Genomic DNA, 24,353 nt, shown 5'->3' with positions numbered 1-24,353 from the left:
GGCCGTGCAGAACAGGACTTTGCCGGCCGGACCCGTCATTTCCTTCGAGCGCTGTTTGACATCGCCCTTGCTCAGAAAGCCTTCGCAGGATGCGCAGACACCCTTTCTGCAAGAGTAGGGCATCGTGTACCCCGCACGCTCTGCTGCGACGAGAATGGTTTCGCCGTCATGGCACGTGAAGTTGATGTCGGCGCCTTCGACTGCGATTGTGTGGGTCATGGGATTGCCTTGAATTGACTGGCACCTGCGACGAGCTGGATGCAGCGCAGGACGGGCGTGGGATCGGCAATGCCCTTCCCCGCAATGTCGAAGGCGCTGCCATGGCCGACACTTGAAAACATCAGGCCCGCACCGATCGACATCGCCGCCGAATTCCGGCCCGCCAGCAGCTTGATCGGAATGTGTCCCTGATCGTGATACATCGCCACGAACGCATCGAAGCCCTGCTGACCAAGCATCAGATCGGCGCCCACCGGCCCCTCGATATCGATGTCTTCCGCCTTCAGTCGCTCGACCAGCGGCTTGACGATGCGATCGTCATCGTCGCCAAAAAGCCCGCCCTCGCCTGCGTGAGGATTGATGCCAAACACACCAAGCTTGGGGCGTGTAACGCCGAGATTCTTCAAGGCATCGATCGTTGTGCGAATAGCGCGCTCGATCAGCGTTGGCGTAAGCCGGTCAAGCGCGTCGGCAAGCCGCTCATGCAATGTCACATGAGCGATCCGCAGCCCCGCACCGACCAGCATGAGGAACACTTCATCCTCCGGCACCTTCTTCAGCCGTGCCAGGAGGCTCGGATAGCCGGAGAACCTGATGCCGGCAGCGTTGATATTGGTTTCGGAATGCGGACAAGCCACGATGCTATGAGCCCGCCCCACTTTCATTAGGTCGAGTCCCGCCTCGACATAGGCGACGGTGGCGCGGCCACCCTCCGCACGCCCATGTCCAGGCGTGAAGGCTCTTGGGTCAAGCGCGGCAACAGGATGATAGAGCAACGGCCGCTTGTCAGTGGATGCCCCGGCCTGCGTCAGGGTCAGGCCGGGTGCGAATTTGTCCGCGTAGAAGCGGATGACATGCTCGTCGCCAACCAGGATTGGAGATGAGCCGGGCTGCGCTTCCGCACACAGCACCGCAGCCTTCACCGCGATTTCAGGGCCGATCCCATTCGGATCGCCAATGGTCAGCGCAACAGCTCTCGAGGTCATAACGGCAGCGCTAGCAGCGTGTCGATCCGGGAGCTGTCGCATACGACGGTCCGCTCTTGTAGTTGCGCCGATCGGTCCGCGATCTCATAGACATCGAAATAGCGACCGGTGGCGTAAATCGACGTGTCGCCATCCTGCAGGATGCGCGCCACCAAGAAGGAGGTCTCGCTACGCACCTTTGCTCCGTCTTCCGACAAGATCGACGGCTGTCCGAGGATGTGACGATAAGTCTGCCGCTCATAGATATTGGCTTCGCGCAGCGCCGAGACGCGATCAATCAGCATGCCGCGGGAGTTCGCAAACACGATGCCGGCCTCGAGCCCCTCGCGATAATTCGATGCGGTCGTGATCCTGTAGAGGCACGGGCCATGAAACAGGCTCGGCCATTCCTCGAGGCGATCGTCATCGATGCAGCGCGAGTACTTCGCCTGCGCTTCGATGATATATTGCAGAACGCTGCTGGTCATCGCGTATCCTCAGAGTCCCATGTTGGCGCGATACGCCTTCCAGAAGCCGCGCACTGACGCCTCGGTCACCCGGCTCTCGCTGCTGTTGGCATCGGCTCCGCCCATCTCGAGGACGGCATGATCGTCGCTTGCGCCGGCGACGCCACGCTGCACGAAGCCGCCGACACAGCCATCTTCCATCGAGATGTATCCGGCCGGCCCAACCAGGTTGCCCTGCTTGATACGTGTCAGGCGCTGCTCGGGCGTATCATCAGAGAAGCCGAGATAGGTCCAGTTCAGATCGGTCCTGTCGACCGCACGCGGCACGATCTGGCGAACCGCAATGGCGTTCTGGATCTGCTGCAGCACGAAGGTCGGGAACACCGACAAAATCTGCAGCGTACAGCCATCGCGATATTCGTCGAAGCTTTCCAGCAAGCTGGGATCGGCGAGCTTGTACTCGCTCTCCGAGCGCAACTGCTGCTTGGCGTAATCCACGTCCTTTTCGACCTCGCGATCGATCGCCGAATAGCTGACGTGGTGCCCGCCGCTTTCATCGACTATGATGCCGCCCTTCATCGACAGCCGGTTCAATTCGAATGTCGTGAAGAAAAGATGCAGAATGCTGGCGTGATAGGAATCCTTGACGTTCTCCATATAGAGCTTCCAATTGTTTGGAAGCACCTGGGTAAAGCGCCCGAGCACCACGGGCGTGCGACCGCCGAGCACGCGCTCGATGCGGTTCAAGATCTCTTCGCCGAGATATTCTTCGATCGACGGCACGTCCTCAGAGAATGAACCGAAGATCAGGCCGTGAATGATCGCGATGCGCAGCTTGCGCGGACCGTGCTGCTCCATCTTGAACGAGTCGGGCATGCCCCCCTTGCCCTTGATGCCGTCCTTGAAGGCGACTCCCGTCAGATTGCCCTGCGGGTCGTAATTCCAGGCGTGATACACGCAGCTGAAATCCTTGCGATGCTTGCCGCGGCTTTCCAGACAGATCAACGCGCCACGATGGGCGCATCGGTTTTCGAACGCGTAGATTTCATTGTCGGTGTCGCGAGTTACGATCACGGGCGTATCGCCGATGTGCGCCGTGAGGAAATCGCCCGGCTCCGCCAGTTCAACTTCCAGCGCGAGATAATGCCAATTCGGCCCCTGGAAGATCTTGCGCTGCTCCTCCGCGTAAACCGATTGATCCTGGAACACCCAATACGGAACGCGGGTGAGCCCCTCCGGCCAGTTGACCAGATTTGCTCGTTCCGGCGGCAAAACGATCTTGTTCATCGGCGCTTCCTCACTCTTGACTTCACGTTCGATCCGTTCGAATATCGAACAAGTATCTTTATTTCGAACACCTTGAGCCACTCTAAAACGGCTGTCAAGGTGAGCTCAGCTATGGCGATCGCGGAAACCAAGGAGAGACGTGAAGGGATGGCGGGGCTCGCGAAAGGCCTCGCGATCATCGAGGCATTCTCGGTTCACCCGGTGATGAGCGTCGCCGACGCCGCGCGCGCTTCAGGCGCTACACGCGCAGCCGCGCGCCGATGCCTCCTCACCCTGGTCGAGTTGAATTATCTCGAGCTGTCGGGACGAGACTTCCGTCCTCTTCCTCGTCTTCGCAGGCTCGGCGGCGTGATGTCCGAGCGCGATAAGCTCGTGCAGATCGCACAGCCGCTGCTGGAGCGCGCCCGCGATGAAGCCGCGGAATCGATTTCGCTGGCGGTGCTGGACGACAATCAATCGCTCTTCATTGCGCGCGCGCAAGCCGAGCACTACGTCCAGACCGGCGTTCGCGTCGGCGCCTATCTTCCGCTCTATTGCTCGGCGACAGGCCGCATCCTGCTCGGCGGCCATACCGATGACGACATCACGCGACGATTGAGCCGGCAACCGATGAGCGCACGCTCGCCGCGGACGCTGACCACTATCCCGGACATTCTGTCTGCGATCCGGACCGCAGCGAAGAACGGCTATGCGATCAGCGACGAGGAGCTGGCGCCGAGCATCAGATCAATGGCCGTCCCGGTGCTTGCCGCGGACGGCGACATCGTCGCCGCCGTCAGTGTGAGTGCGGCCACGGCCCGCGTCAAAGTCAACGATCTGCGCAAACGTCTGCTACCTGTGCTACTCAACTGCGCCAACCAGATCGCCCGGCCGTTGAAGGAGCTGCGCTGAAGGCTTCCCGCCGTTAGAACACCGGAGGCGGTCATGCGCCCATCTCAGTCCGCTCGGCGCACACGAGAAGTGTCGGCAGTTTGTCACCAAGAAGATTGCTGATGCCGAGACCAACAGCCGAGTTTTGCTGTGCGTACCCAGCCAACGGCCGCGCTGAGATTGGTCAATCTAAGTCAGCAGGGCCGAAAGCGCCGGCGACGCCAATGAAGCGGCCGCGATGCATAGAAGTGCAATAGCGACGACGCCATCCTATTGGCGCTCGGAGCGCGTTCACCTTTGCTGCGATTTCAGTTGCTTATCCCAACGTTGAAAATCCAAAGGTGAAGCACGCCCCCAAGGCGAGCGCCCAGGGCTTGCGCGGCCGATCAGCGTCCTCGCCGGGACGGCGAAACAATCAGCGCCCGTCGGCGAGCTCCTCCAACCCCCGTTTTGCCGGCTCTATCCCCCAAGCCATCACCGCGACGATCTGAATCAGCAGAAGGCCGATCATCAGGGATGTCACACCACCTATGCCATAGGCCCTGAACAATCCGAGCACGATGAACGGAGACACGATAGTCGCACCGCGCCCGAGCATGTTGCAAATGCCGTTGGCACGGAGCCGGACTTCGGTCGGGAACAATTCGGGGGTGTAGACGCCGTAGAGCAGCGCGACCAGGACATAGATTGACAGTAGCAGGCAGAACCCGATGGCGACGAAGGCCACGGGATCGGAAAGCATGGGATAGATCAGGCCGAACGCGATCGTGGACACCGATCCGCCGACGATCGTTGGCCGTCGGCCGGCACGGTCCGCCAGGACACTCCCCAATGCGCAACCGATCGGCGCGGCCAACGACATGACAAGCGTATAAGCGAACGACTTCGTCAGCGTCATGCCCTGTTGAACGAAGAAGGTCGGCAGCCAAGTCACGAAGCCGAAGATCAGGGTATTGATCACGATCAGAACGATCGACCCGAGGATCAAGCGGGGCAGCAGGACCGGCCCGAACAATTCCGCCGCGCTGAAGCTCTTGACCGCGGCGGGGGGCGGCACTGGCGGCAAGGCGGACGCACCACACTCCTTCTCGATTTCGGCGACGATGGCTTCCGCTTCCTCGGTACGACCCTTGGTTTCGAGCCAGCGCGGCGATTCCGGCAAGGCCTTTCTGAGGTACCAGACAAACAGCGCGCCAGCGCCGGCGATGAGGAACATCGCGCGCCAGCCGACCAGTGGAATCAGGGCCGAACCCAACAGGGTCGTGGCGGGCAGGCCGCTCACCACGATCATGGCCATCAGCGCCAGCCACTTGCCACGCGACGCGGGGGGCACGAATTCCGTGAGCGAAGAGTAGCCGACGACGATTTCGGCGCCGAGGCCGAGTCCCATCAGCAGTCGGGCTGCGATCAGCCATTCCATGGACGGCGCGAACGCGGCCCCTAGAGAAGCGATCCCGAACAGGAGCAGATTGAACTGGTAGGTGAAGCGCCGTCCATAGGAGTCACCGAGAAAACCCGCGGCAAGAGCGCCGATCGTCATGCCCATGAAGGTGACCGACACGAACTGCGCATTCTGCGCCAGGGTCGAAAACTTGCTCGCGAGTGTGGCGCCCAGCACGCTGGTGCCGACATACAGATCGTAGCCGTCGAAGAACATCCCGGCCCCGATCAGCCAGAATATTCGTGTGTGGAACGCTGAAATCGGCAATCGGTCGAGCCTGGCTCCCGACTGGACGGACCTCGTTGCTGAGGCGGCCGTCAAAGCCGTCGTCTCTGCCACTACACTCATCGTTTCCCCCTGTTTTATTTTCTAGTTTTGTCGATCCATTCCACAATCTGCTCCGGTGAGAGCGGATGCATCGTGACGAAGGGCGCTTCTGGTCCGAGCGCATCCTGGATGGCGGAGATCACGCAGGCCGCCGCGGGTATCGTACCACCCTCGCCGGCGCCCTTGGCTCCGATCGGATTGCGTGGCGACGGCGTCTCGATGTGATGGATCTCGATATCCGGCATCTCGGCAGCGCCTGGCAGCAGGTAATCCGCATAGGTCGCGGTCAACGGCTGCCCTGCCTCGTCGTGCCGCATATGCTCGAACAAGGCGTTGCCGATGCCATGCACGACCCCTCCCCTGATCTGACCATCGACGATCAGCGGATTGATCAATCTTCCACAATCATGCGCGACCACGTAGCGGGTGATCCGGGTATCACCGGTTTCAGGATCGATTTCGACTTCGCAGGCCTGAGACCCGTAGGCGAAGGCGAGCTGGTTCGCTTCGAAATAGCCGGTCGCCGCCAGGTCCGGCTCGACGCCGGCGGGGATCGGCACGCCGGCGGAGCCGGACAGAACCCGCGCGATGGTCGATAACGGCACGTTCATGTCGGGCACGCCCACCACGCGAACCTGCCCGTTTTCGATCTCCAGATCGTGCTCGCCCGCCTCCAGCATGTGAGCGGCAACCTTGATCGCCTTGTCGCGCACCTTGCGCGCAGCGATCTCGACCGAAGACCCCGCGGTGACGGCCACGCGACTCGCGATCGTGGAGATCCCAAGCGGAAAGATGCGGCTGTCGGCGGCCTTGATGGTCACCTGGGATAGATCGACCCCAAGCGCATCGGCGGCGATCTGGGCCAACGTCGTCGCATGCCCCTGGCCCTGGCTCGCAGCGCCCGTCGCGACCACAACCTTGCCGGCCGGCGTGACGCGGACCGAGGCGCCCTCGAACGGCCCAAGGCCGGTGTCCTCGACGCAGGACGCAAAGCCGAGTCCAAGCAGACGACCGCGAGCCGCTGCGTCGGCGCGGCGCCGCGCGAAGCCGGAGGCATCGATCTTGTCGAGCACCAGCGACAGCGCCTTCGCGTAATCCCCGCTGTCATATGCGACCGGTGAGCCGTCGCGCATTTTTCCGCCCGTCACATAGGGCATCTGCTCGGCGCGGACAAAACTGCGGCGGCGCACTTCCTCGCGCGGCAGATTCAAACGTCGGGCAACGGTATCGGCAAGGCGCTCCAGCACGAAGGCGGCGTTGGGTCTGCCCGCGCCCCGCACTGGCGACGTCGGCACCAGATTGGTCAGGACGACGTCGATCGACAGATCGAACGCGGCAAGGGCGTAAGGGCCCGGAAAGGACGCCAGGGCCGTGGCCGGCAGAATGAGCCCATAAGGCGCATAGGCGCCATTGTCATGAATGCAGTGGCCGCGTACGCCCAACATGCGGCCCGTCGCATCGCAGGCGACCTCCAGCGACCAGAACTGGTCGCGCTGCTGCGTGGTGGCAAGGAAGTGCTCTTGCCGGTCTTCGATCCACTTGACCGGACGGCCGCAGGCGAGCGCGGCAAGCGCGACGGCGAATTCTTCCGGATAGACATTGGCCTTGGGGCCGAACCCGCCGCCGACGTCCGGCGCCGTGACGCGAATATCGACTTCATCGCGGCCGAGATATGTCGCCAGATGCCGCCGCACCATGTAGGGCGACTGCGACGAGGTCCAGAGCGACAATTCGCCTGATCGGGGCTCCGGCGCCGCGACAACGCCGCGACATTCCATGGCATGGCAGCCCCCGCGATGGGTTTCGAACGTCTCGCTGAACCGATGCGCCGCTGCGGCGAAGACCGCGTCGACATTGCCATGAGACCCGCGCAGCGTGGCGATCACGTTGCTGTCCCGGCCCGAATGGGCCCGCGGCGCGCCGTCCGCAATGCCTTGGCGTGCGTTTGCGACCACCGGGAGATGCTCGATGTCGAGTTCGATCGCGGCCAGCGCGTCCTCGGCCTCGGCGCGGCTGTCGGCGAGAACCATCGCGATCGCCTCACCGACATAGCGAACCTCGTCGACGGCAAGCGGGCTGCAGGTGACCGGGCTCTTCAGGAGGGGATGAGGCGCCATCGCCGGCATCGGCCCTGAACCGAAGCCGGCAAAATCCGCCATCGCATAGACCGCGCGCACGCCCGGCATCGACAGCGCAGCCGACGGATCGAGATTCCTGACCCGGCCGTGCGCGACCGACGAACGGAGGAAGACGGCGTGCAGCATGCCGGGAAGGACGACGTCGTCGACATATGTCCCCCTGCCCGTGAGAAGACGGGGATCTTCGAGGCGCGGAACGGCGGCGCCGAAATAGCGCGTGCTCATCGCGTCCCCCTGCGCGCTTTGGCTGCTTCCAGCGCCGCATCGACAATGGCCTGGTAGCCGGAGCAGCGACAGAGATTGCCCGACAGCACGTCCCTGATCTGCTCGCGCGTCGGCGAAGCTTCGACGCGCAGAAGAGCCTCGATCGTCATCAACATGCCCGGCGTGCAGAAGCCACATTGCAGCGCGTGACGATCACGGAAGGCCTGCTGGAGCTCCGAGAGCGACTCTGGCGTTCCCAAGCTCTCGACAGTCTCCACCTTCGCGCCATCGGCTTGAACGGCGAGCATCAGGCAGGCGCGCGCGGGCCGCCCATCCACGATGATCGTGCAGGCGCCGCACACCCCATGTTCGCAGCCGACATGCGTACCGGTCAGCCCGATGGCCTGACGCAGGAAATCGGCAAGGTTGACGCGGGCCTGGACCTCGGCCTCGACGGCTTCGCCGTTGACGGTCAGATGGATCTTCCGGGCGCTCATACCGCTTCCCTCGCGGGGCGGGCGGCCTCGGCGAGCGCGCGCCTGGTCACGACGCCGGCAAGGCGGCGCCGATAAGCGGCGGAGACATGCACATCCGCCATCGCATCGAGCGCGCTCGCTTGGGCGGCCACCTCGGCCAGCAGCGCCTCGCTGAATGTCTGCCCCACCAGCATCCGCTCAGCTTCAACCAGCCTGATCGGCGCAGGCTCAACACCGAACACGACGATCGCAGCGCGCCCGATGCGAGCATCTTCCGCAAATTCGAGCAGCGCACCCGCGCCGGCGATGGCGAAATCGCCGCGCCTGCGCGCATATTCGCTGAAACCGTAGCCGTGCCCGGCCGGCCAGCGGCGCAACCTTATCGACTGCAGATATTCCCGTTCTTCGAGCGCAGATTCGAGATAGCCCTTGAACCAGTCGCCGCCCTTCACGATGCGCGCGCCGTTTGGACCCGCGACGTCGAACTCGGCGTCGAGCAGCGCGCACAGGGCCGGCAATTCCGCCGCTGGATCCAGATGGCAGCAGCTTCCTCCGATCGTGCCGCGTGAACGTGTCTGGAAGTGACCAACATGAGCCAGCGCCTGGCGAATGATCGGCGCCGTTGCGGCGAGGTCCGCGGATGCGTGCAGATCGCACTGCCGCGTCATGGCCCCAAGCACGACGTCGTCCGCGGAAAGGCGGATGCCGGCGAGATCCGGAATACGGTTGATGTCGATCAGGTGGTCGGGCGCGACCACACGGAAATTCAGCATCGGCACCAGCGACTGGCCACCCGCCAAAAGCTTGGCGTTCTCAAGCTCTGCGAGCAATCCGATCAGATCATCGCGGCTGCGCGGATCGTGATAGGCGAACGGAGGCGCTTTCATCGCCGGCTCCCTAGGGCACGATCGGCGAGCGCGAGAGCGCCGACAACACACGCTTGCGCGCGCGGCCGGCGTGGCGCGCCAGAATGCGCCCCGCCCGCTTGCCATCGCGCGCCTGCAGCGCCGTGATGATCTCGCAGTGCTCGGCGATCAGCGCCTCCTGCTGGCCGCCGGCCTCGCTGCTGCTGATGCTCACAATGACGAGACGATCGAACTGTTCGATCAGATCGATGGCCGCCTCGCGCATGCGCTGGTTCGTGCACAGACCCGCGATCGCCAGATGAAATTCGCGGTTGTATTGCACAAAGGTCGGCTCGGCCTCCGCTGCCCCAGCAGCGAAACCGTCGATGGAGCGGAAGCGATCGAGGCCACGCAGGGCCTCATCGGTCGCCTCGGATGCCACGCTCGCCGCGCAGGCAGGTTCGAGGATAGCGCGGAATTCGAACAGATCGCGCGCGTCCGCAATCGAGATCGGCGCGGCTCGATAGCCCTTGCGCGGGCTGATCACCACGAGCCCCTCAGCCTCCAGCCGCAGCAGCGCGTCGCGGACCGGCGAGCGGGACACCGCGAAACGCTCGGCGATCTCCGCGTCCCTGATCTCGGCGCCGGGGCGGATGGCGCAGCTCAACAGCTCCCGGCGGAGAACACCGTAGATATCAGAGCGCATCAGCTGGTAGGGAATTTCGTTCATCTGATATATTATAGACTTCTTGCGGTGACTGACAAGCCACTGAAAATACTTTCCGTCTGTGTTCGAATAAGCTAGATCGGGATAGGTATAGGCTAGATTTTTTCTTGCCATAATATTCCAAGGAGTCGCACGTGGAGCTCAAACCAGTCACCCTTGCCACAGATCGCCTGACGGCGGTCCAGGCGGGTTCGGGCCCCGATCTTCTGGTCATTCATTCGCTTCTGGCGGACCGGACGGCCTTCAATCCCGTCCTGCCCTGGCTCACGCAGCGTTTTCGCGTCACCCTCGTGAACCTGCCCGGCTTCCACGGCTCGGCCTGCATCCCGCCGGGCATCGAGGGCTACGCAGATCATCTCGCCCAACTCTTCACGCCTCAGGGCCTGTCTGAACAGACCGTGGTGATCGGCAACGGGTTCGGCGGCACGGTTGCGGTCGCGATGGCGCTGCGGCACGGCGCGAAGTTCGGCAAGCTCGTCCTTTCCGACGTAGCTGCCGGTTTTCCGCCGGAAGGCCGCAAAGCCTTTGAACTGATGGCCGCCAAGGTCGCGAACGAAGGTATCGGTTCGGTCGCGACGATTTCGGCCAGCCGCGTCTTCCACGAGTCTTATCTCGCCGCGCATCCCGGTGCCGTCGACGAGCGGCGACGCGTATTGCTCGGCATCGATCCCCAGGGCTTCATCGCGGCCTGTCGCAGCTTGATGACGGCGGACCTGACGCCGCAGCTCGGCGCGATCCGCAAACCCACGCGCGTCGTGTGCGGTGAGCTCGATGCCGCCACCCCGCCTCCCCTCTGCCGGTTGCTGGCCGACAAGATCCCTGGCGCGTCCTATCGTGAACTGCCGGGATGCGGGCACTGCCCGCCCCTCGAGCAGCCGGAGGCCTTCATTCGGTCGATCGAAGATTTCCTGTCATGACAGGCCCGCACCGGCGCCGTCCTATCCCGGCACCTGCGAGCGGTACCAATCGAGGATCTCGGCCCCGGTCCACATCACGACGCCGTCGTGGCCGAGAATGTAGTCGTAAAGCATCTCGAGATATTTGATCCGGTGCGGCACACCCGTCAGATAAGGGTGGATGGAAATGGCCATGACGCGCGGCGCCTTGGCGCCATCGAGATAGAGCCGGTCGAATTGATCACGGCCGCGGCGCAGGATTTCGTCTGAGGGCTGCTGCTGTACCGCGCTGATGACGACGTCATTGATTTCGACCGTGTAGGGAACGGAGATGATGTCGCCGTGGCGCGTCTTCAGGGGAATCGGCTGCTCGTCGAGCACCCAATCGGCGACATATTCGATGCCGGCTTCAGCGAGCAGGTCCAGCGTCTCGTCGGTCTCGGTGAGGCCCGGGCTTTCCCAGCCGCGGGGCAGCCTGCCGGTGAATTTCGTGATCGCAGCGATCGTGTCGGCGATCGCCGACTTCTGGTCCTCGACCTTGTGCATCGGCTTCTGCACGAAGCCGTGCCCCATGAAATCCCATCCCGCGTCCCGCGCCGCCTCGCATGCTTCGGGATAAAGCTCGCAGACGGAGCCGTTGAGCGCGAATGTCGCCTTCAGATTCCGGCTGCCCAGCGCTTCCAGGAATCGCCAGAAGCCGACGCGCATCCCATATTCGTGCCAAGCCCAGTTGGGAACGTCGGGCAGCAGCGGCTGTCCCATCGGCGGCGGCAGCACCGCGCGCGGCATCGCGCCGTTCGGACTCCAGTTTTCGACATTGACGATGGTCCACACCGCCACCCACGCATCGTTAGGGAGCTTGAGCGCCGGCCTGCGATGGATCGGGCTGTAGGACAGCCGGTTGCGGAGACTGTTGCCGACGGGCTCGGACATCTCTTCTTTCCTCTCATTCAATCTTCGCACAGCAGCTTGAGCGCTGTGCCGCAGCAGATGCATTGACGCTCCAACGGTGTGATCGCGGGCACTGCTTCGATAGTCGCGCCGGGATCAGCATCGGCCATGTCAAAGGGAGCGTCGGTTCCGATGCAAACATGGTCGGCGCCGACAAGGTCAATGAGGTAACGCAGCGCCTGCGGCTCGAAAACGAGGCTGTCGAAATAGATCCGCTTGAGCAGCTCCTTCGGCGAGGACTTGCTGATGCCGTTGGCTTCGCTGCGCACCGCGTGTCCGTGGACGAGCCGTCCGATCTGGTAGGGCGCAAAGCCGCCACCATGCGCCAGAACGAGCTTCAGGTCGGGCAGTTCATCGAGCCGGCCGGAGAACATGAGATTGGCCAGCATTACCGTCGTGTCCAGCGGATTGCCGATGAGATTGGTGAGATAGTAGTTTTCGAGCCCGCTCTTGGCCCCGACATAATAAGGATGCGCGAAGACGAAGACGTTGAGCTCGCTGGCGCGGCGCAGCAACGGACGAAAGCGCTCCTCGGCGAGCTGCGCGCCTTCGATCGAGGTGCCGATCTCCACGGCCTTGAAGCCGTAGGCGCGAACGACGCGCTCGAGTTCGGCAACGGCGGCATCCGGATGCTGCATCGGCACAGTCGCCATGCCGCGCAATCGGGCGGGCTGGACCCCGACCATGTCTGCCACGCCATCATTGACGAGGCCGGCGACTTCAAGCGCCAGATCGGCATCGGCCCAGTAATAGAACATTGGCGGCGCCGGCGAGATCACGGAGATGTCGATGCCCTTGCGGTCCATGGCGGCGAGCTTGGCCTCTGTCTGACGAAATTCCTCGAAGAAGGGATAGACGTAGCCCTGGTCATGAATGATCTTGCGCGCAGCACCTTCGCCTTCGACACGCGCACGGAAGCGCTTGGGATCGGCGGCGATGGCGCTGACGATGCGATCGGGAATGACGTGGCTATGGATGTCGATCTTCATGCAGTCGGGCCTCAATGCACGCCGAGGAAGCGTATCAGCGATTGGGGATTATCGACCAGAGCCGACGCATCCGCCTCGTGGACGATCTTTCCGGTCTCGATGACGTAGACGCGGTCTGCGACCGCAAGCGCGCTGTAGAGGTTCTGCTCGACCAGCAGAATCGCCAGACCCGCCTCCTTCAGCCGCGCGATGATCCCTTCCAGATGCTGGACCATGACCGGCGCCAGTCCTTCCGAGGGCTCATCCATCAGGATGAGTTCAGGGTCGATCATCAGCGCGCGCGCCACGGCGAGCATCTGTCGCTCGCCGCCCGAGAGCTGGTTGCCGCGGTGCTGGCGCCGCTCCGCCAGCCGCGGGAACAGCTCCATGACGCGATCGACGGTCCAGCCGTCGCGAGCGCGGACGGACTTGATCATGGTGAGATGTTCGGTAACGGTGAGCGAGGGGAACAGCCGCCGCCCTTGCGGCACCAGCGCGATCTTGCGCCCGGCGATCTCGTGCGAGGTCATACCGGTCAGGACTTCGCCCTTCCACGCCACGCTGCCCCGGCGCACCTGGGGCGCCGACAAGCCCATCACCGAGCGGATCAGGCTGGTCTTGCCCATGCCGTTACGGCCGAGCAGCGCGACCACCTCGCGGTCACGCACCGTGAGCGAGGCCCCCTGCACCACATGGGCCTCGCCATAGAAACTGTGAAGATCGCGGATCTCAAGCATGACGGTGTGCCTTGCCGAGATAGACGTCCTGGATGTCAGCGTTGCCGCGAATCTCTGCCGGTGCCCCCTCGGCCAGGAACCGGCCGTTGTTGAGGCAGGTCACCCAGTCCACCAGGGAGAGCACCAGGTCCATATCGTGCTCGATCAGGACGATGGTGATCTCCGCCGGCAGACTCCGGATGACGTCGGCGACGATGACACGCTCGGCCGGCGAGAGGCCGGCGGCGGGCTCATCGAGCAGCAGCAGCCGGGGATTCGGCGCCAGCGCCATCGCCATCTCGAGCTGGCGCTGCTCGCCATACGACAATTCGCTCACCAGCGATCTTGCACGTGGACCGAGCCGCGATAAACCGAGGGCGCGGTCAGCCTGGCCGCGTTCGGTATCGGTCAGCCCGCCCGAACCGAGCAGGGAAAACTTGCGCGGCGTCAGGCCGCAAAGCGCGAGCTGCATGTTCTGCTCGACCGTCAGGCTCGGAAACAGATTGGTGATCTGGAAGGTGCGGCTGATGCCGCAAGCGGCTCGGCGGTGAGGCGGCATCCTCGTGATGTCGCATCCGTCGAATTCGACGCGGCCGGACGTCGGAGGTACCACGCCCGTGATGGCGTTGAACAGCGTGGTCTTGCCGGCCCCATTGGGGCCGATGATGGCTCGTCGCTCGCCGCGTTTGACCCGCAAGGTCACGTCGTCAACCGCCTTCAACGCATCGAAGGAGACGCCGACGTGGTCGAGCTTGAGGATGGTGTCCGGCACGCGCTTTCTCGTCAACAGGCGGAACGTAGCGGCCGGCGAGCCGGCCGTCTTTGATGGTCTCAGGTCTTCTTGATGCCCTGGAAATCCCGCGAATAGGGCGGCTGCTTCATGTAAGTCGCGGGGTCGTATTTCCAGAACTGCGACACCTGCGGATAACCCCCGATCGGGACATTCCAGAATTTGCCGTCCTTGTTCTTCATGGTCTTGCGGATGACGACGTCGTAAACGGGATTGCCGTAGTCATCGAAGCGAACCGGCTTGCCGAGCGGGCTGTCCGGAAGGTCGGTCTTGAGCACGGTGTCGAGGAAGACATCGCGGTCTTCGACCTTGCCGTTGATCGCGTTGATCGCCTTGGCCACCCACATCGCGCCGACATAATGCGAAAAGGCGTAAAGCGAGGGGATCTTGCTGAACTTGTCGGAATAAGTCTTGACGAACGCCTGGGTCGCCGGCAGATCGGCGCCCTCGGCAAAATGGGCGGAGGTGACGATCCCCTCGCACTCGGCGCCCATCGTCCGGATGACCGACTGGTCGGTCGCATTCTGCGATCCCAGCAGCGGTATCTGATCCTTCAGACCGAAGCTTGCATATTGCTGGATCAAGCGCGTGGCGTCTGCGCCGGTCTGCATCGCGAACACCACGTCGGCCTTCACACCCGCCAACTGACCAAGATAGGGGCTGAAATCGGACGTGTTCAGCGGATGCCAGAACTGGCCGACCACCTTGCCGCCGCCTTCCGTGAAAGTCTGTGCGAAGCCGCCGCACTGCTCGTGGCCAAACGTGTAGTCCTGGGAGATCATCGCGACCCTGCGGTACCCCTGCCTCAGCGCCCAGTCGGCAAGAGGCCGCGAGAACTGGCTGGCGCTGTAACCGCCGGCGCGGATCACGTTCTTGATCCTGGCGCGCTGAGTGAGATCGTCGGCCGCGATCACCGGAATGAAGTACGGCGTCCCGTTGCCCTTGACGTAGTTGGCAACGGCAAGGCCGGTGTTGGCCAGAAGATTGCCGAAGAGCATGTCCACCTTGGCCTGCTCGACGAGGCGTCGCGCCTTCTGCAGCGCCGTGTCCGGATTGGAAGCGTCGTCTTCGACGATGATCTCAACCTTGCGGCCGCCCGCCTGGTTGCCTGCGCTCTCCCAGAACAGCGAAAAGCCATCGATGATCTCGCGGCCGCCGGCTGCCACGACACCGGTCTGCGGCGCCATCAGGCCGATACGGATCGGCGCTGCTTGGGCCCGCGCCAGGAAGGGGGCGGATAGAACGCCGGCGCCGGCTGCGAGCGTAAGGCCGGTCGTTTTCAGGAAGCGTCTGCGGTCCATCGTCTAACCTCCGGGATGATCTGGTTTCGAGTAACGGGAACGCCGGCGTGCGAACAGAAGGCGCGCACGGCCGACCACGCCTTCAGGCGCGAAGATCATGATGAGCACGAAGGCGATCCCGAGCACGCTCGGCCACCGCGCGGTGTAGGCGCTGACGGCATTCTCCAGGACGATGATGGCGGCGGCTCCGACGAAGGAACCGAGCAAGGTGCCGACGCCGCCGGTGATGGCCATCAGCAGAGCGGAGACCGACTGCGACAGCTGCACGGTTGAGGGACTGACGAAATTGTTGAACAAGACGTAGAGGCCGCCGGCGACCCCTGCGAAGAATCCGGACAATACGAATGCCACGAACAGGTGGAGCGGAACGTTGTAGCCGAGGCTTCGCATACGACTTTCGGAATCGCGGATTCCGCGCAAGGTGAGCCCGAACGGCGAGTGGACGAGCCGCCACATCAGCCAGGTCAGTGGCGCGACAATGATGAGCACGGCGTAATAGAAGCTGGCATGGTCTGCGATAAAGGCGGGACGACCCACACCGCGCAGCCCGTTTTCGCCGCCTGTGACCGCCGTCCAGCGCAAGCAGACGCCCCATACGATCATGCCGAGCGCCAGCGTCAGCAACAGGAAATAGACGCCTGACGTGCGGATGGCCAGCGCAGCGAACACGCCTGCAAGCGCCGTCGCCGCCAGAATGCCGAGGGCGATGCCGATCCAGATGTCGCCGCCAAGCGTCGAGGTCCAGTAGATCGCGACATAACTCGAGACGCCGAAAATTGCGCCGTGACCGAGCGAAGTGCGTCCCGCGAAGCCCGCGAGAATATCGATCGACATCGCCAGCACGCTGAAGATCAAGACCTGCGTGACGACAGACACCTGGTAACTCGGCAAGACAGCGGGGAGGACGGTCAGGGCCAGGAGCACCAACGCGATCCAGCCGACGGCGCGCGGCTGGCGGAGCGAGCGGGCCGCCGACGATGCAACAGGGGTGAGCGGAGCCGATCTCACGCTGCCCTCCCGAACAGGCCGAGTGGCCGGAACGCCAGCAGCAGCGCCATCGGTCCGAAGATGACGAAATAGGCGAGTTCTGGAAACATCACCTGCCCGATCGCGTTCAAAAGGCCCACCAGCAGCGCGCCGAGTGCGGCGCCCACGAGGCTGCCGCGTCCGCCGATGATGACGACGGCGAGCGAGAACACCAGGATCTCTGCGTCGGCACTCGGGTAAAGAGTCAGGAAGGCCCCACCCACCACCCCGCCGAGGCCTGCCAGAGCCGCCCCGAGCATGAATGTACCCAGGAAAACCCGACGGATGTTGATGCCCATGGCTTCGACCATCTCGGGATCGTCGACACCTGCGCGGATCAGCGCGCCGAGCCGCGTCTTGTTGAGGAGCAGCCACAGCGCGGCAAACACCAGCAGGCCCAAAACCAGAACGAAGACGCGATACTTCGGATACATCACGCCGCCAATCCACATGGCACCTCTCAGGGCCTCCGGGACCGGCACCGAGAACGTGTCTCCGCCCCAGATCACGAGCGAGATGTCGTTGAGAATGAACGCGACGCCGAGTGTGAGCAGCACCTGGCGCAATTCGACGCCGCGCACGAAGCTCAGCAGGCCACGGTCGAGCACCGCCCCCAGCGCTGCGACCAACGCCATCGCAGCCAACGCCCCCACCACGAAACTTCCGCTGGCCTTTGCCGCCGAATAACCTGCGAGGCCTCCGACCAGATAGAGTGCTCCGTGAGCGAGATTGACGATGCGCAGCAAGCCGAAAATCAAGGTGAAGCCGGACGCGACGATGAAGATCAGCGCCGCGAAGGTCAGGCCGTTCAGGATCTGAAAGAGATTGATCCCCATCATGCCGGAGCTTGGCCCCTCAGCGCGTTCGGACGTTGCGACAGGTACCAGTCGTAAATCTGCTCGCCGGTCCAGAACGTCGCATCGGGATGACGCTTGATATGCTCGATTGCAGCCGCGAAATATTTGAGCCGATGCGGCGCTCCCATGATGTAAGGGTGAACCACCAGTGCCATAATACGCGATGAGGTTTTGGCATCGGCATAGATCTGGTCGAACTGGTCGATGGCACGATCCCGGTATTCCGACGCCTTGTGATGCTGGATCAGCATCATCGCCACGTCGTTACATTCCTGGGTGTACGGCACATTCACGATCGGCTTCGTGCGGGTCTTCAGGACCACCGGCTCATCGTCGAGCACCCAGTCGCAGACGTAGTCGAACCCTTCCTCCACCAGGATATCCGGCGTCTCCCAGGTCTCGGTCAGCCCGGGACCCAGCCAACCACGCGGATTCTTGTTCGTGTAGGCGCGGATCGCATCCCGCGTCTTGCGGATGTCCTCGCGCTCATCCGCGACCTTCTGCATGTTCTTCTGGCCGAAGCCGTGACCGATGAATTCCCAGCCCCGATCATGCGCCGCCTTTGCGATCGGCTCATACGTGCCGATCGCCTTGCCATTGATGGCGAGAGCCGCCTTGATATTGAAGCGATCCAGCACCTCGAGCATGCGCCAGAATCCGACGCGATTGCCGTATTCGTGCCAGGCCCAGTTCGGGATATCGGGCATCGGCGCGCCACCGGCCGGCGGTGTCAACACCGTTCGCGGCATCGTCTCTTTCGGGTCCCATTCCTCCACATTGACGATCACCCAGACGGCGACGCGCGCTGCATCCGGAAGCACCAGCCGCGGGCGGTCCGCGATTGACGAATAGGCCAGACGGTCGGTGGGCAGCATGTTCACGTTTCGCGCGCTCCAATGGTGATGGCAATTCTGCCGACGCCCTCGATCGCTCCGGTGACCTGATCGCCGGGCAATAGAGGCCCGACGCCCGCGGGGGTGCCCGTCATCACGAGGTCACCAGGCGCGAGGCGATAGGACGACGACAGGTTGGCGATGATCTCAGGCACGTTCCAGATCATCTGCGAAAGATCGCCGCGCTGCCGTTCGCGCCCGTTGACGTCGATCGTAATGGCGCCGCGTGCGGGATGCCCCACCTCGGCAACGCCGTGAATGGCGCCGCAGGGAGCCGATGCGTCGAACGATTTCCCCCGTTCCCATGGCAGCATCTTCGCTCGCATCTCGCGCTGTCGGTCGCGGCGCGTGAGGTCGATGCCCACCGCGTAACCATAAACGCTCGCCAGCGCGCTGTTGCGCGACAGGTTGCAGCCGCCGGCGCCGAGCGCGACCACGAGTTCGATCTCGAACTGAAAATCCTCCGTATCGGCCGGATAGGGCACGACAGCTCCGTCTTCAACGAGTGCGTCCGCCGGCTTCTGGAAGAAGAAAGGCGGATCGCGCTCGTCGCCTTCCTTCATTTCGCGGATATGCTCGACATAATTCCGTCCGACGCAATAGATCCGGCGTACCGGAAAGCGCTGCGACGACCCTGCAATTGGCAGCGAAGCCGCTGCGACGACGGGAACTGGAAGATCCAGAGCATACGCAGACGACGTCATCGCGGATTCCTAAGCGGCGCTTTTGGCGACCGGGCTGAAGAGGCTGAGTTGTTGGATTTCACTGGTGTCTAGCACGAAACCAAACGCGGTGCGGACGCAGAGCAGGCCCGCCTCATGCAGCGCCGGACCGTCCATGGTCTCGACGCAATCTTTCACGACGATCACGGCATAGTCACGCACATTGGCTGCAGTCGTCGTCGCGAGCACACAGGAGTTGGTGTTGACGCCCGTGACCAGCAGCGTGTTGACGCCGTGCGCGCGCAGCGTGAAATCGAGATCGGTGCCGAGGAAGCAATCGTAGCGCTTCTTCGTGTCGACAACGAGGTCCCGTTCGTTGTCATAGAGGTCGGGGATGATGGCAACACCCGGCATCCCGGCGATATTATGCCGCAGCACATTCTTGCGCGTCGCCTTGGGATCCTCGGCGCGCGTTCGCCAGAACGGATTGGAGGCGATTTCAGCGACATCGCGATACTGCGTAAGCAGATGGATGACCGGGATCTTGGCGCTACGCGCCCAATCGAACAGGCGCTTGTTGGCCGCGATCACCCGCTGCGCAACCTCCGGCGATGTCGGCATGGTCGCGACGTTCATATCCAGATGACCGCGGTGCAAATCGATCGCGATGATCGCAGCCTTGGGTTGGTCGACGCCGAGATTCATGTGCCGCTTCCTTGGCATCCGGATTGTTGGGCAGGAGACAAACTCGCCTGCCCTCACCCTGCAATACATTCTGGCGGCGAGTCAAAGATAATGTATACATTTTGTGCTTGGATTCTGTGCGGAGCACGGTCAATCCATATTCAATCCGGCTTGAAAATGCGCAAATGCTGCACAAGATCACGTTCATACGTGACCCGGACGGCGCTTGAACGGCACTGACGTTTCGCTAGATTGTGTACAAACAAGTTTCGGACCCTTTTCGCATGGCCGCCCTGCCAGCCCCAGAAACGTCATTCTCCACGCGGTTCGAATCCGTGCTCGAGGCGGTTCGCGCCGCCATCCTGGCCGGCGAATTCGAACCGGGCGAACGCCTACATGAAATCAAGCTAACGACTCTGCTGGGCGTGTCGCGCACACCCGTCCGCGCGGCGCTCCAGAAGCTCGCATCCGAGGGCCTGCTCGATTACACCCCTAATCGCGGCTACACCTTGCGGGAATTCTCAATCGACGAGGTGATCAGCGCCTATGAAGTTCGCGCCGTGCTCGAAGGGCTTGCGGCACGGCTCAGCGCCGAGCGCGGGCTGAACGTCGGCGAGATCGGGACCCTACAACAGGCGCTCCGGGACGGCGATGATTTGCTTCGCAATGGGCATATCACCGACGAGCACCGATCCGAGTACAGCCGGATCAATGCATGTTTCCACGTCACGATCCATTCGTCTGCCGGTTCGAGGCTCCTCAATGACATGGTCTATTTGTGTCAACAAGTGCCGGTCTCGTCGCCACGCAATGTCGTGGCGTTTGAAGAAGTCGACGTTCGCCGCCGGCACGAAGATCACCATCGCATCTTCGAGGCCATCGTCGGGCGCGAGCCCTGGCGCGCCGAGATGCTGATGCGAGACCATGTGGCCAGCGTCAAGTCGTCTCTGATAAGGTCCCTCGCCTCTCCGGCTGCAGTTCAAGCAGCCACGAAGACGGCGCGGCGACTCCGCCGCTAGCATCAGTATGGCGCCATCTCTTCGATTTTCGATAGCCGAGCGACACCACAGCCCTCCAAGAAATCCTCCGGCAGGAAGCCGTCTCCTTTCGGCTAGCGAAGTGCTACGCGCATTTCAGAGTCAACAGGTTCCGTTGTATGGGACGAAGCGGAGCGCGCGACAGCTCTCGAGCTATTGCTTTCGCTGAACCAAAGGGCACTCGCTATCTGCCAACGGCCGAAACGCGTCCTTGCCGGGCATTGTTGTAACGACTTTCATAGGATCCCACTCGCCCTTGCATTCGGAAGGATCTTTGGTCGCAAGAAGGTACATGTTCCTGATCACGCGCCCATCATCACGAATGGTTCCTTCCTTCGTCATGAAATCGTTGATCGGCAGCTCCTTCATCTTCCCAGCCCTGCAGGGTGGCCGCGAGCTTCCAGGACAGGTTGACGGCATCCTCCAGCCCGCTGTTGATCCCATAGCCGCCGTAAGGGGGTGGCTGTGCGCCGCGTCCCCTGCGATGAAGACACGGCCCGCGCGATAACTGTCGGCCAGCGCAAAGCGTAGGTCCCAAAAGCCGATATGATTGAACTCGATCTCGAACTCCGCACCGGCGGCCTCCTGCAGGAGGCGGCGGAAGTCGAAATTGTCGCGTGGTGTCGGCGGGAACGGGCGCATGGAAGAACCACGTGGTGCCGAGATCCACGCGGCCGAAGAATTTCCAGTAGCCGTCAAGTTCCGGATGCAGCACGTTGTAGAACGACGTGCCGGGATAGCGCTCGAGCAGCCGGTGCAGGCCGGTCGAGCGGAATGTATACCGGTGCGCGGCGTCGACGCGGTCGATCACGGCATGGCTGATGAAATATTCCGTGAGCTGATCCAGCCGGGTGCGGGTCGCCTGCTCCAGCACCCCATTTTTCGCCGGCGGCCGAGCGGTGCGCTTTGATGTGGGAAACTGTCGATGGCGACCGATCCGACGATGCCGGTCTTGCCGGTTAAAGTCTCGACTGACTCGAACCAGAGACCCTGTCGGCTCCCGCGGTTGAAGCGATTGTAAATCGTCGTGTAGGGACCGTATTCCGGCGGACAATCCCGCCAGCGCGCTCCCGGCCGTAGCATATGCACGATCCCGCTGATCACGCGTCGGTCGTACACCCGGTGCGCACCACGCCGTCCTCGCGGCAACAGGGCTCAAGGCGCTTCCACTCCGCGTCGCTCAACCAGTAAAGTTGCTTGCGCATCAAGGCCCGCTCGAATCGGACGACCTTGAATCACGATTGAGGCCGCTGAGAATCCTCAGCTCCGGCGCGCCCAAAAGTAATTAATTTATCCTGAAGATGTCGTTCCGGCTTTCGCTTGTTCGACTGGCTGTCGGCAGAAGCCTCTGTAGTCACAATCGAGCAAGAGGGAAAGATGAGCGAGCCGAAGCAACGAATTATCGAAAGTAATGGTATCCACCTCAATATCGCTGAGCAGGGCGACGGACCGGTCGCATTGCTCGCGGTCTCCGGCCCGTTCATCTGGGCCGCGATGTATTCAAAGTACGCGAATTCATCACGCACCTCGCCCCGGACCTCAAATCGACAATCAATAAGGTCGATAAATTTCTGGCAAAGAACGACGAGGTCATGGAATTTTTTGGGCTAGCTCGCTTTTGTCAGGTCAGACTGATTGCTCGCTTGGACGAGAGGAGCCGATCTCGTTTTCACTTCCTCAAATTTCCACCCAACGTAACGCCAGTGGACGTCGAGCTTGCAGAGCTTGACCCGGTACAAGTCGCTATCCTGAAAAAGTACAGACCTCCAAAGCTAATTGACTAGGTAGGCCAATAAACTGCTGGCCTAGACCAGCAAGCTTCCGGCTTATTACGTCCACACTGTCAAATCGTTAGTTTCGGGTCTTCGAATTTGGCCGTGCATAGTGTGCAGGCTCAGCCGAGGAGACTCATTTGCCTATTTTGAAGAAGACCGCCTTGATTGAGGATCTATCCGACGGACAGTTCTTTCAGCGATATGCTTTCACAAGAGAGGATAAGGGCGAGGGATTTATTGAATTGCGCCCCGCCGAAGCTGACAATTGGAAGTTTTTTCGTGACAGACTGCGCAACAGAAATGCTCATCCTTCCCTACTGACTAAACCGAGGGTCGAAGCGGCTGCGGCAGCAGCACCAAAGACGCGGTTCGCTTATTCCGCCGCTGCAGGTTGGCGGCCCGGCCGTAAGGCTTTTGTGCTGCCAGATCGGGTTATTGGAGCCAATACGAAGAACATCTGCGGCCTACCGCCCGCGGGCCATCGACCGCGAGCGTCGGGCACATCTAAGAATTGGCTGAAATCCGTGGGGTCGCTTGCCACAAAATCGTCGGCTATGATGCTGACCATATCGTGCTCATTTGGAGCACCACTCTTGCGCATTGCGGGCGAGCAGTCATTTGGACTGTGTCTGGCAGGTAACACTGGGGGAGGGAAAACGACAGCTACTCTCGTGGGCTCCTCAGTTTGCGCAGCTGGTCAAATCGACCAGCTGCTCACCTGGAACGCTACGTTAGCCGGCCTCGAGCCCGCCCTGCGCTCATGCAACGACTGCCTAATGGTCGTCGACGATCTTAACAAGATGCCCGTTGCATCAGACAAGGAGAGGCATCAGGGTACAAAGAACTTCGCCCACAACCTCGGTACCGGGTCGAGCAAGCTCCGTAGCCACACATTTGACGAAGCCTCGAACAACGGCGAGCAATACCGGGTGATCTCGCTCACGTCCGCTGAGACCACCATTGCGGAGCTTGCGGCCAAGTGCGGCGAGCAAAGAGGCGGCGACGCTCGTCGCCTAATCGACGTGCCTGTATATTTTGATGGCCTCGATCACATCTTTGATCGAGTGTCATCGGGTCTGCTGGGCCAATCAGCGCTGCAGCAACTGTTCTCCTCCATTTATGTTGCGTGCGGCAAAGACCACGGCCAAGTCTTCGCACAGTATATCCAGTATCTGATTAAGTCTCGGACCGTACTTCGAGACAAGATAGAGAGACACGTGAGCCGGTTTAAGGCAAATGTCGCCGGCGGCGCCAAAGACGTTGTGCACACCGACATCGTACGAAAATTCGGTCTCATCTACGCGGGGGGCGCTCTCGCCATCGAAGGTATTAACCTCCCCTGGAAGAAAGCAGAATTGTTGGATGCAATTGCGAAATGCTGCGACGCGGCTCTCGATACTCTTGCAGCTGAGCAGCAGGCACTTGACGCTGGTTGGGCTTTGCTCAGAGGGAGGTTGATGAGTTTGGCGAACGCTTCGTCAATCAAGCGAAGTGAGTATGGTTCGATCGATGGCTACATCGAACCACAACGCAGTCGATATAGATGCATAATAAAGACAGACAAATTCAATCGCATCTTTGCAAATGCCTTGCAGCGCAAACTTGCGCTGGACGAATTGGCGCGGCGAAACTGGATTACCCGGTCCCGGTCGAACGAGAACCAGGGACAATTCATTTGGCCCGACGGTGTTCGCAGACGATCACTGGAGATCAACTGGGGACGTCGCGCTAGCAGCGCGTGATGAACGCGCCAGTCCGCAACTCGCTAGGCGGATCTTGCTTGTACATCCGCGCTGGCGAGCATGCCCGCACGACCTACACACAAGAGGGT

Annotated in this window: 23 protein-coding genes and 3 pseudogenes; 5 read left to right on the top strand and 21 right to left on the bottom strand. The window is 62.1% G+C overall.

Translation table 11 applies throughout. From position 1 onward, the window contains the following. Window positions 1–54 precede the first annotated feature (54 nt). From ACZXDY_RS09380 to ACZXDY_RS09365, 4 genes and pseudogenes are all read right to left on the bottom strand, one after another. Window positions 55–219 (bottom strand): annotated as a pseudogene (locus ACZXDY_RS09380) (2Fe-2S iron-sulfur cluster-binding protein); the annotation flags it as partial. Next, entirely contained in the window at window positions 216–1,205 is a 990-nt protein-coding gene (locus ACZXDY_RS09375; protein WP_028168264.1) for a PdxA family dehydrogenase, read from the bottom strand. The gene ACZXDY_RS09375 and the pseudogene ACZXDY_RS09380, both read right to left, overlap by 4 nt. Then, entirely contained in the window at window positions 1,202–1,672 is a 471-nt protein-coding gene (locus ACZXDY_RS09370) for an aromatic-ring-hydroxylating dioxygenase subunit beta (protein WP_028168265.1), read from the bottom strand. The genes ACZXDY_RS09375 and ACZXDY_RS09370 overlap by 4 nt, the downstream gene beginning before the upstream one ends. A gap of 9 nt (window positions 1,673–1,681) precedes the next feature. Then, window positions 1,682–2,938 (bottom strand): Rieske 2Fe-2S domain-containing protein, encoded by a 1,257-nt coding sequence (locus ACZXDY_RS09365; protein WP_464345270.1) that lies wholly within the window; start codon window positions 2,936–2,938, stop codon window positions 1,682–1,684. 111 nt (window positions 2,939–3,049) lie between these two features. Here ACZXDY_RS09365 and ACZXDY_RS09360 point away from each other — a divergent pair, with 111 nt between their 5' ends. Continuing rightward, window positions 3,050–3,829, top strand: a complete 780-nt coding sequence (locus tag ACZXDY_RS09360) for an IclR family transcriptional regulator domain-containing protein (RefSeq protein ID WP_464345269.1) — start codon at window positions 3,050–3,052, stop codon at window positions 3,827–3,829. Window positions 3,830–4,223: 394 nt separating this feature from the next. Here the strand turns inward: ACZXDY_RS09360 and ACZXDY_RS09355 are convergent, their stop codons facing one another. From ACZXDY_RS09355 to ACZXDY_RS09335, 5 genes are read right to left on the bottom strand one after another with little or no spacing between them, the layout of a single operon-like run. Then, complete coding sequence (locus ACZXDY_RS09355) at window positions 4,224–5,597, bottom strand: MFS transporter (protein WP_464345268.1); 1,374 nt, start codon at window positions 5,595–5,597, stop codon at window positions 4,224–4,226. A 14-nt stretch (window positions 5,598–5,611) separates the two neighbouring features. After that, complete coding sequence (locus ACZXDY_RS09350) at window positions 5,612–7,939, bottom strand: xanthine dehydrogenase family protein molybdopterin-binding subunit (RefSeq protein WP_464345267.1); 2,328 nt, start codon at window positions 7,937–7,939, stop codon at window positions 5,612–5,614. Next, complete coding sequence (locus ACZXDY_RS09345) at window positions 7,936–8,415, bottom strand: (2Fe-2S)-binding protein (protein WP_464345266.1); 480 nt, start codon at window positions 8,413–8,415, stop codon at window positions 7,936–7,938. Before ACZXDY_RS09345 ends, ACZXDY_RS09350 begins: the two co-directional genes overlap by 4 nt. Beyond that, on the bottom strand, window positions 8,412–9,281 hold the full coding sequence (locus tag ACZXDY_RS09340) for an FAD binding domain-containing protein (RefSeq protein ID WP_028168270.1): 870 nt from the start codon (window positions 9,279–9,281) through the stop codon (window positions 8,412–8,414). Before ACZXDY_RS09340 ends, ACZXDY_RS09345 begins: the two co-directional genes overlap by 4 nt. Window positions 9,282–9,291: 10 nt before the next feature. Next, complete coding sequence (locus tag ACZXDY_RS09335) at window positions 9,292–9,969, bottom strand: GntR family transcriptional regulator (protein WP_035692327.1); 678 nt, start codon at window positions 9,967–9,969, stop codon at window positions 9,292–9,294. Between the two features lie 131 nt (window positions 9,970–10,100). Here ACZXDY_RS09335 and ACZXDY_RS09330 point away from each other — a divergent pair, with 131 nt between their 5' ends. Beyond that, on the top strand, window positions 10,101–10,883 hold the full coding sequence (locus ACZXDY_RS09330) for an alpha/beta fold hydrolase (protein WP_464345265.1): 783 nt from the start codon (window positions 10,101–10,103) through the stop codon (window positions 10,881–10,883). A 21-nt stretch (window positions 10,884–10,904) separates the two neighbouring features. On the opposite strand, the gene ACZXDY_RS09325 is transcribed toward ACZXDY_RS09330, so the two are convergent. The 10 genes from ACZXDY_RS09325 to ACZXDY_RS09280 are packed head-to-tail and all read right to left on the bottom strand — an operon-like array spanning window position 10,905 to window position 19,731. Further along, complete coding sequence (locus ACZXDY_RS09325; protein ID WP_464345264.1) at window positions 10,905–11,795, bottom strand: polysaccharide deacetylase family protein; 891 nt, start codon at window positions 11,793–11,795, stop codon at window positions 10,905–10,907. A 17-nt stretch (window positions 11,796–11,812) separates the two neighbouring features. Then, the gene (locus ACZXDY_RS09320) at window positions 11,813–12,802 is read right to left on the bottom strand and encodes an amidohydrolase family protein (protein ID WP_464345263.1); all 990 of its coding nucleotides are present in this window, start codon (window positions 12,800–12,802) and stop codon (window positions 11,813–11,815) included. Between the two features lie 11 nt (window positions 12,803–12,813). Further along, entirely contained in the window at window positions 12,814–13,518 is a 705-nt protein-coding gene (locus ACZXDY_RS09315; RefSeq protein ID WP_194392549.1) for an ABC transporter ATP-binding protein, read from the bottom strand. Then, entirely contained in the window at window positions 13,511–14,269 is a 759-nt protein-coding gene (locus ACZXDY_RS09310) for an ABC transporter ATP-binding protein (protein WP_080664069.1), read from the bottom strand. Before ACZXDY_RS09310 ends, ACZXDY_RS09315 begins: the two co-directional genes overlap by 8 nt. Before the next feature lie 59 nt (window positions 14,270–14,328). Continuing rightward, a complete protein-coding gene (locus ACZXDY_RS09305; RefSeq protein WP_464345262.1) occupies window positions 14,329–15,588 on the bottom strand; it encodes an ABC transporter substrate-binding protein in 1,260 nt (419 codons plus the stop codon). A gap of 3 nt (window positions 15,589–15,591) precedes the next feature. Beyond that, window positions 15,592–16,596 (bottom strand): branched-chain amino acid ABC transporter permease, encoded by a 1,005-nt coding sequence (locus ACZXDY_RS09300; RefSeq protein ID WP_464345261.1) that lies wholly within the window; start codon window positions 16,594–16,596, stop codon window positions 15,592–15,594. Continuing rightward, the gene (locus ACZXDY_RS09295; RefSeq protein ID WP_080664067.1) at window positions 16,593–17,453 is read right to left on the bottom strand and encodes a branched-chain amino acid ABC transporter permease; all 861 of its coding nucleotides are present in this window, start codon (window positions 17,451–17,453) and stop codon (window positions 16,593–16,595) included. The genes ACZXDY_RS09300 and ACZXDY_RS09295 overlap by 4 nt, the downstream gene beginning before the upstream one ends. Further along, on the bottom strand, window positions 17,450–18,346 hold the full coding sequence (locus ACZXDY_RS09290) for a polysaccharide deacetylase family protein (protein ID WP_028168279.1): 897 nt from the start codon (window positions 18,344–18,346) through the stop codon (window positions 17,450–17,452). Before ACZXDY_RS09290 ends, ACZXDY_RS09295 begins: the two co-directional genes overlap by 4 nt. A gap of 2 nt (window positions 18,347–18,348) precedes the next feature. Continuing rightward, on the bottom strand, window positions 18,349–19,068 hold the full coding sequence (locus tag ACZXDY_RS09285) for a fumarylacetoacetate hydrolase family protein (protein ID WP_028168280.1): 720 nt from the start codon (window positions 19,066–19,068) through the stop codon (window positions 18,349–18,351). Window positions 19,069–19,077: 9 nt separating this feature from the next. Beyond that, entirely contained in the window at window positions 19,078–19,731 is a 654-nt protein-coding gene (locus tag ACZXDY_RS09280) for a cysteine hydrolase family protein (protein WP_051397195.1), read from the bottom strand. A 263-nt stretch (window positions 19,732–19,994) separates the two neighbouring features. On the opposite strand from ACZXDY_RS09280, the gene ACZXDY_RS09275 reads away from it, so the two are divergent. Continuing rightward, window positions 19,995–20,729, top strand: a complete 735-nt coding sequence (locus tag ACZXDY_RS09275; RefSeq protein ID WP_464345260.1) for a GntR family transcriptional regulator — start codon at window positions 19,995–19,997, stop codon at window positions 20,727–20,729. Window positions 20,730–21,063: 334 nt separating this feature from the next. Here the strand turns inward: ACZXDY_RS09275 and ACZXDY_RS09270 are convergent. Beyond that, window positions 21,064–21,389: pseudogene (locus ACZXDY_RS09270) on the bottom strand (FAD-dependent monooxygenase). On the opposite strand from ACZXDY_RS09270, the gene ACZXDY_RS09265 reads away from it, so the two are divergent. After that, window positions 21,388–21,657 (top strand): hypothetical protein, encoded by a 270-nt coding sequence (locus ACZXDY_RS09265; protein WP_464345284.1) that lies wholly within the window; start codon window positions 21,388–21,390, stop codon window positions 21,655–21,657. The pseudogene ACZXDY_RS09270 and the gene ACZXDY_RS09265 overlap by 2 nt on opposite strands. Before the next feature lie 91 nt (window positions 21,658–21,748). Here the strand turns inward: ACZXDY_RS09265 and ACZXDY_RS09260 are convergent. Beyond that, a pseudogene (locus ACZXDY_RS09260) lies at window positions 21,749–21,952 on the bottom strand (transposase); the annotation flags it as partial. Window positions 21,953–22,659: 707 nt separating this feature from the next. Between ACZXDY_RS09260 and ACZXDY_RS09255 the strand changes: the two are divergent. Then, window positions 22,660–24,264: a DUF927 domain-containing protein gene (locus tag ACZXDY_RS09255; protein ID WP_464345259.1), complete on the top strand. Its 1,605-nt coding sequence runs from the start codon at window positions 22,660–22,662 to the stop codon at window positions 24,262–24,264. Window positions 24,265–24,353 lie beyond the last annotated feature (89 nt).

The sequence above is a fragment of the Bradyrhizobium sp. LeoB3 genome, from assembly GCF_055456055.1.
The sequence above is the reverse complement of the archived record's forward strand: the minus strand, read 5'-3'. Positions and strand labels throughout refer to the sequence as shown.

Coding starts and splice junctions, on each gene's coding strand:
- ACZXDY_RS09335 (WP_035692327.1), bottom strand. CDS start 9,969: ATGAACGAAATTCCCTACCAGCTGATGCGCTCTGATATCTACGGTGTT.
- ACZXDY_RS09280 (WP_051397195.1), bottom strand. CDS start 19,731: ATGAATCTCGGCGTCGACCAACCCAAGGCTGCGATCATCGCGATCGAT.
- ACZXDY_RS09295 (WP_080664067.1), bottom strand. CDS start 17,453: ATGATGGGGATCAATCTCTTTCAGATCCTGAACGGCCTGACCTTCGCG.
- ACZXDY_RS09355 (WP_464345268.1), bottom strand. CDS start 5,597: ATGAGTGTAGTGGCAGAGACGACGGCTTTGACGGCCGCCTCAGCAACG.
- ACZXDY_RS09340 (WP_028168270.1), bottom strand. CDS start 9,281: ATGAAAGCGCCTCCGTTCGCCTATCACGATCCGCGCAGCCGCGATGAT.
- ACZXDY_RS09370 (WP_028168265.1), bottom strand. CDS start 1,672: ATGACCAGCAGCGTTCTGCAATATATCATCGAAGCGCAGGCGAAGTAC.
- ACZXDY_RS09350 (WP_464345267.1), bottom strand. CDS start 7,939: ATGAGCACGCGCTATTTCGGCGCCGCCGTTCCGCGCCTCGAAGATCCC.
- ACZXDY_RS09365 (WP_464345270.1), bottom strand. CDS start 2,938: ATGAACAAGATCGTTTTGCCGCCGGAACGAGCAAATCTGGTCAACTGG.
- ACZXDY_RS09375 (WP_028168264.1), bottom strand. CDS start 1,205: ATGACCTCGAGAGCTGTTGCGCTGACCATTGGCGATCCGAATGGGATC.
- ACZXDY_RS09285 (WP_028168280.1), bottom strand. CDS start 19,068: ATGACGTCGTCTGCGTATGCTCTGGATCTTCCAGTTCCCGTCGTCGCA.
- ACZXDY_RS09325 (WP_464345264.1), bottom strand. CDS start 11,795: ATGTCCGAGCCCGTCGGCAACAGTCTCCGCAACCGGCTGTCCTACAGC.
- ACZXDY_RS09360 (WP_464345269.1), top strand. CDS start 3,050: ATGGCGATCGCGGAAACCAAGGAGAGACGTGAAGGGATGGCGGGGCTC.
- ACZXDY_RS09315 (WP_194392549.1), bottom strand. CDS start 13,518: ATGCTTGAGATCCGCGATCTTCACAGTTTCTATGGCGAGGCCCATGTG.
- ACZXDY_RS09345 (WP_464345266.1), bottom strand. CDS start 8,415: ATGAGCGCCCGGAAGATCCATCTGACCGTCAACGGCGAAGCCGTCGAG.
- ACZXDY_RS09305 (WP_464345262.1), bottom strand. CDS start 15,588: ATGGACCGCAGACGCTTCCTGAAAACGACCGGCCTTACGCTCGCAGCC.
- ACZXDY_RS09320 (WP_464345263.1), bottom strand. CDS start 12,802: ATGAAGATCGACATCCATAGCCACGTCATTCCCGATCGCATCGTCAGC.
- ACZXDY_RS09290 (WP_028168279.1), bottom strand. CDS start 18,346: ATGCTGCCCACCGACCGTCTGGCCTATTCGTCAATCGCGGACCGCCCG.
- ACZXDY_RS09265 (WP_464345284.1), top strand. CDS start 21,388: ATGGAAGAACCACGTGGTGCCGAGATCCACGCGGCCGAAGAATTTCCA.
- ACZXDY_RS09275 (WP_464345260.1), top strand. CDS start 19,995: ATGGCCGCCCTGCCAGCCCCAGAAACGTCATTCTCCACGCGGTTCGAA.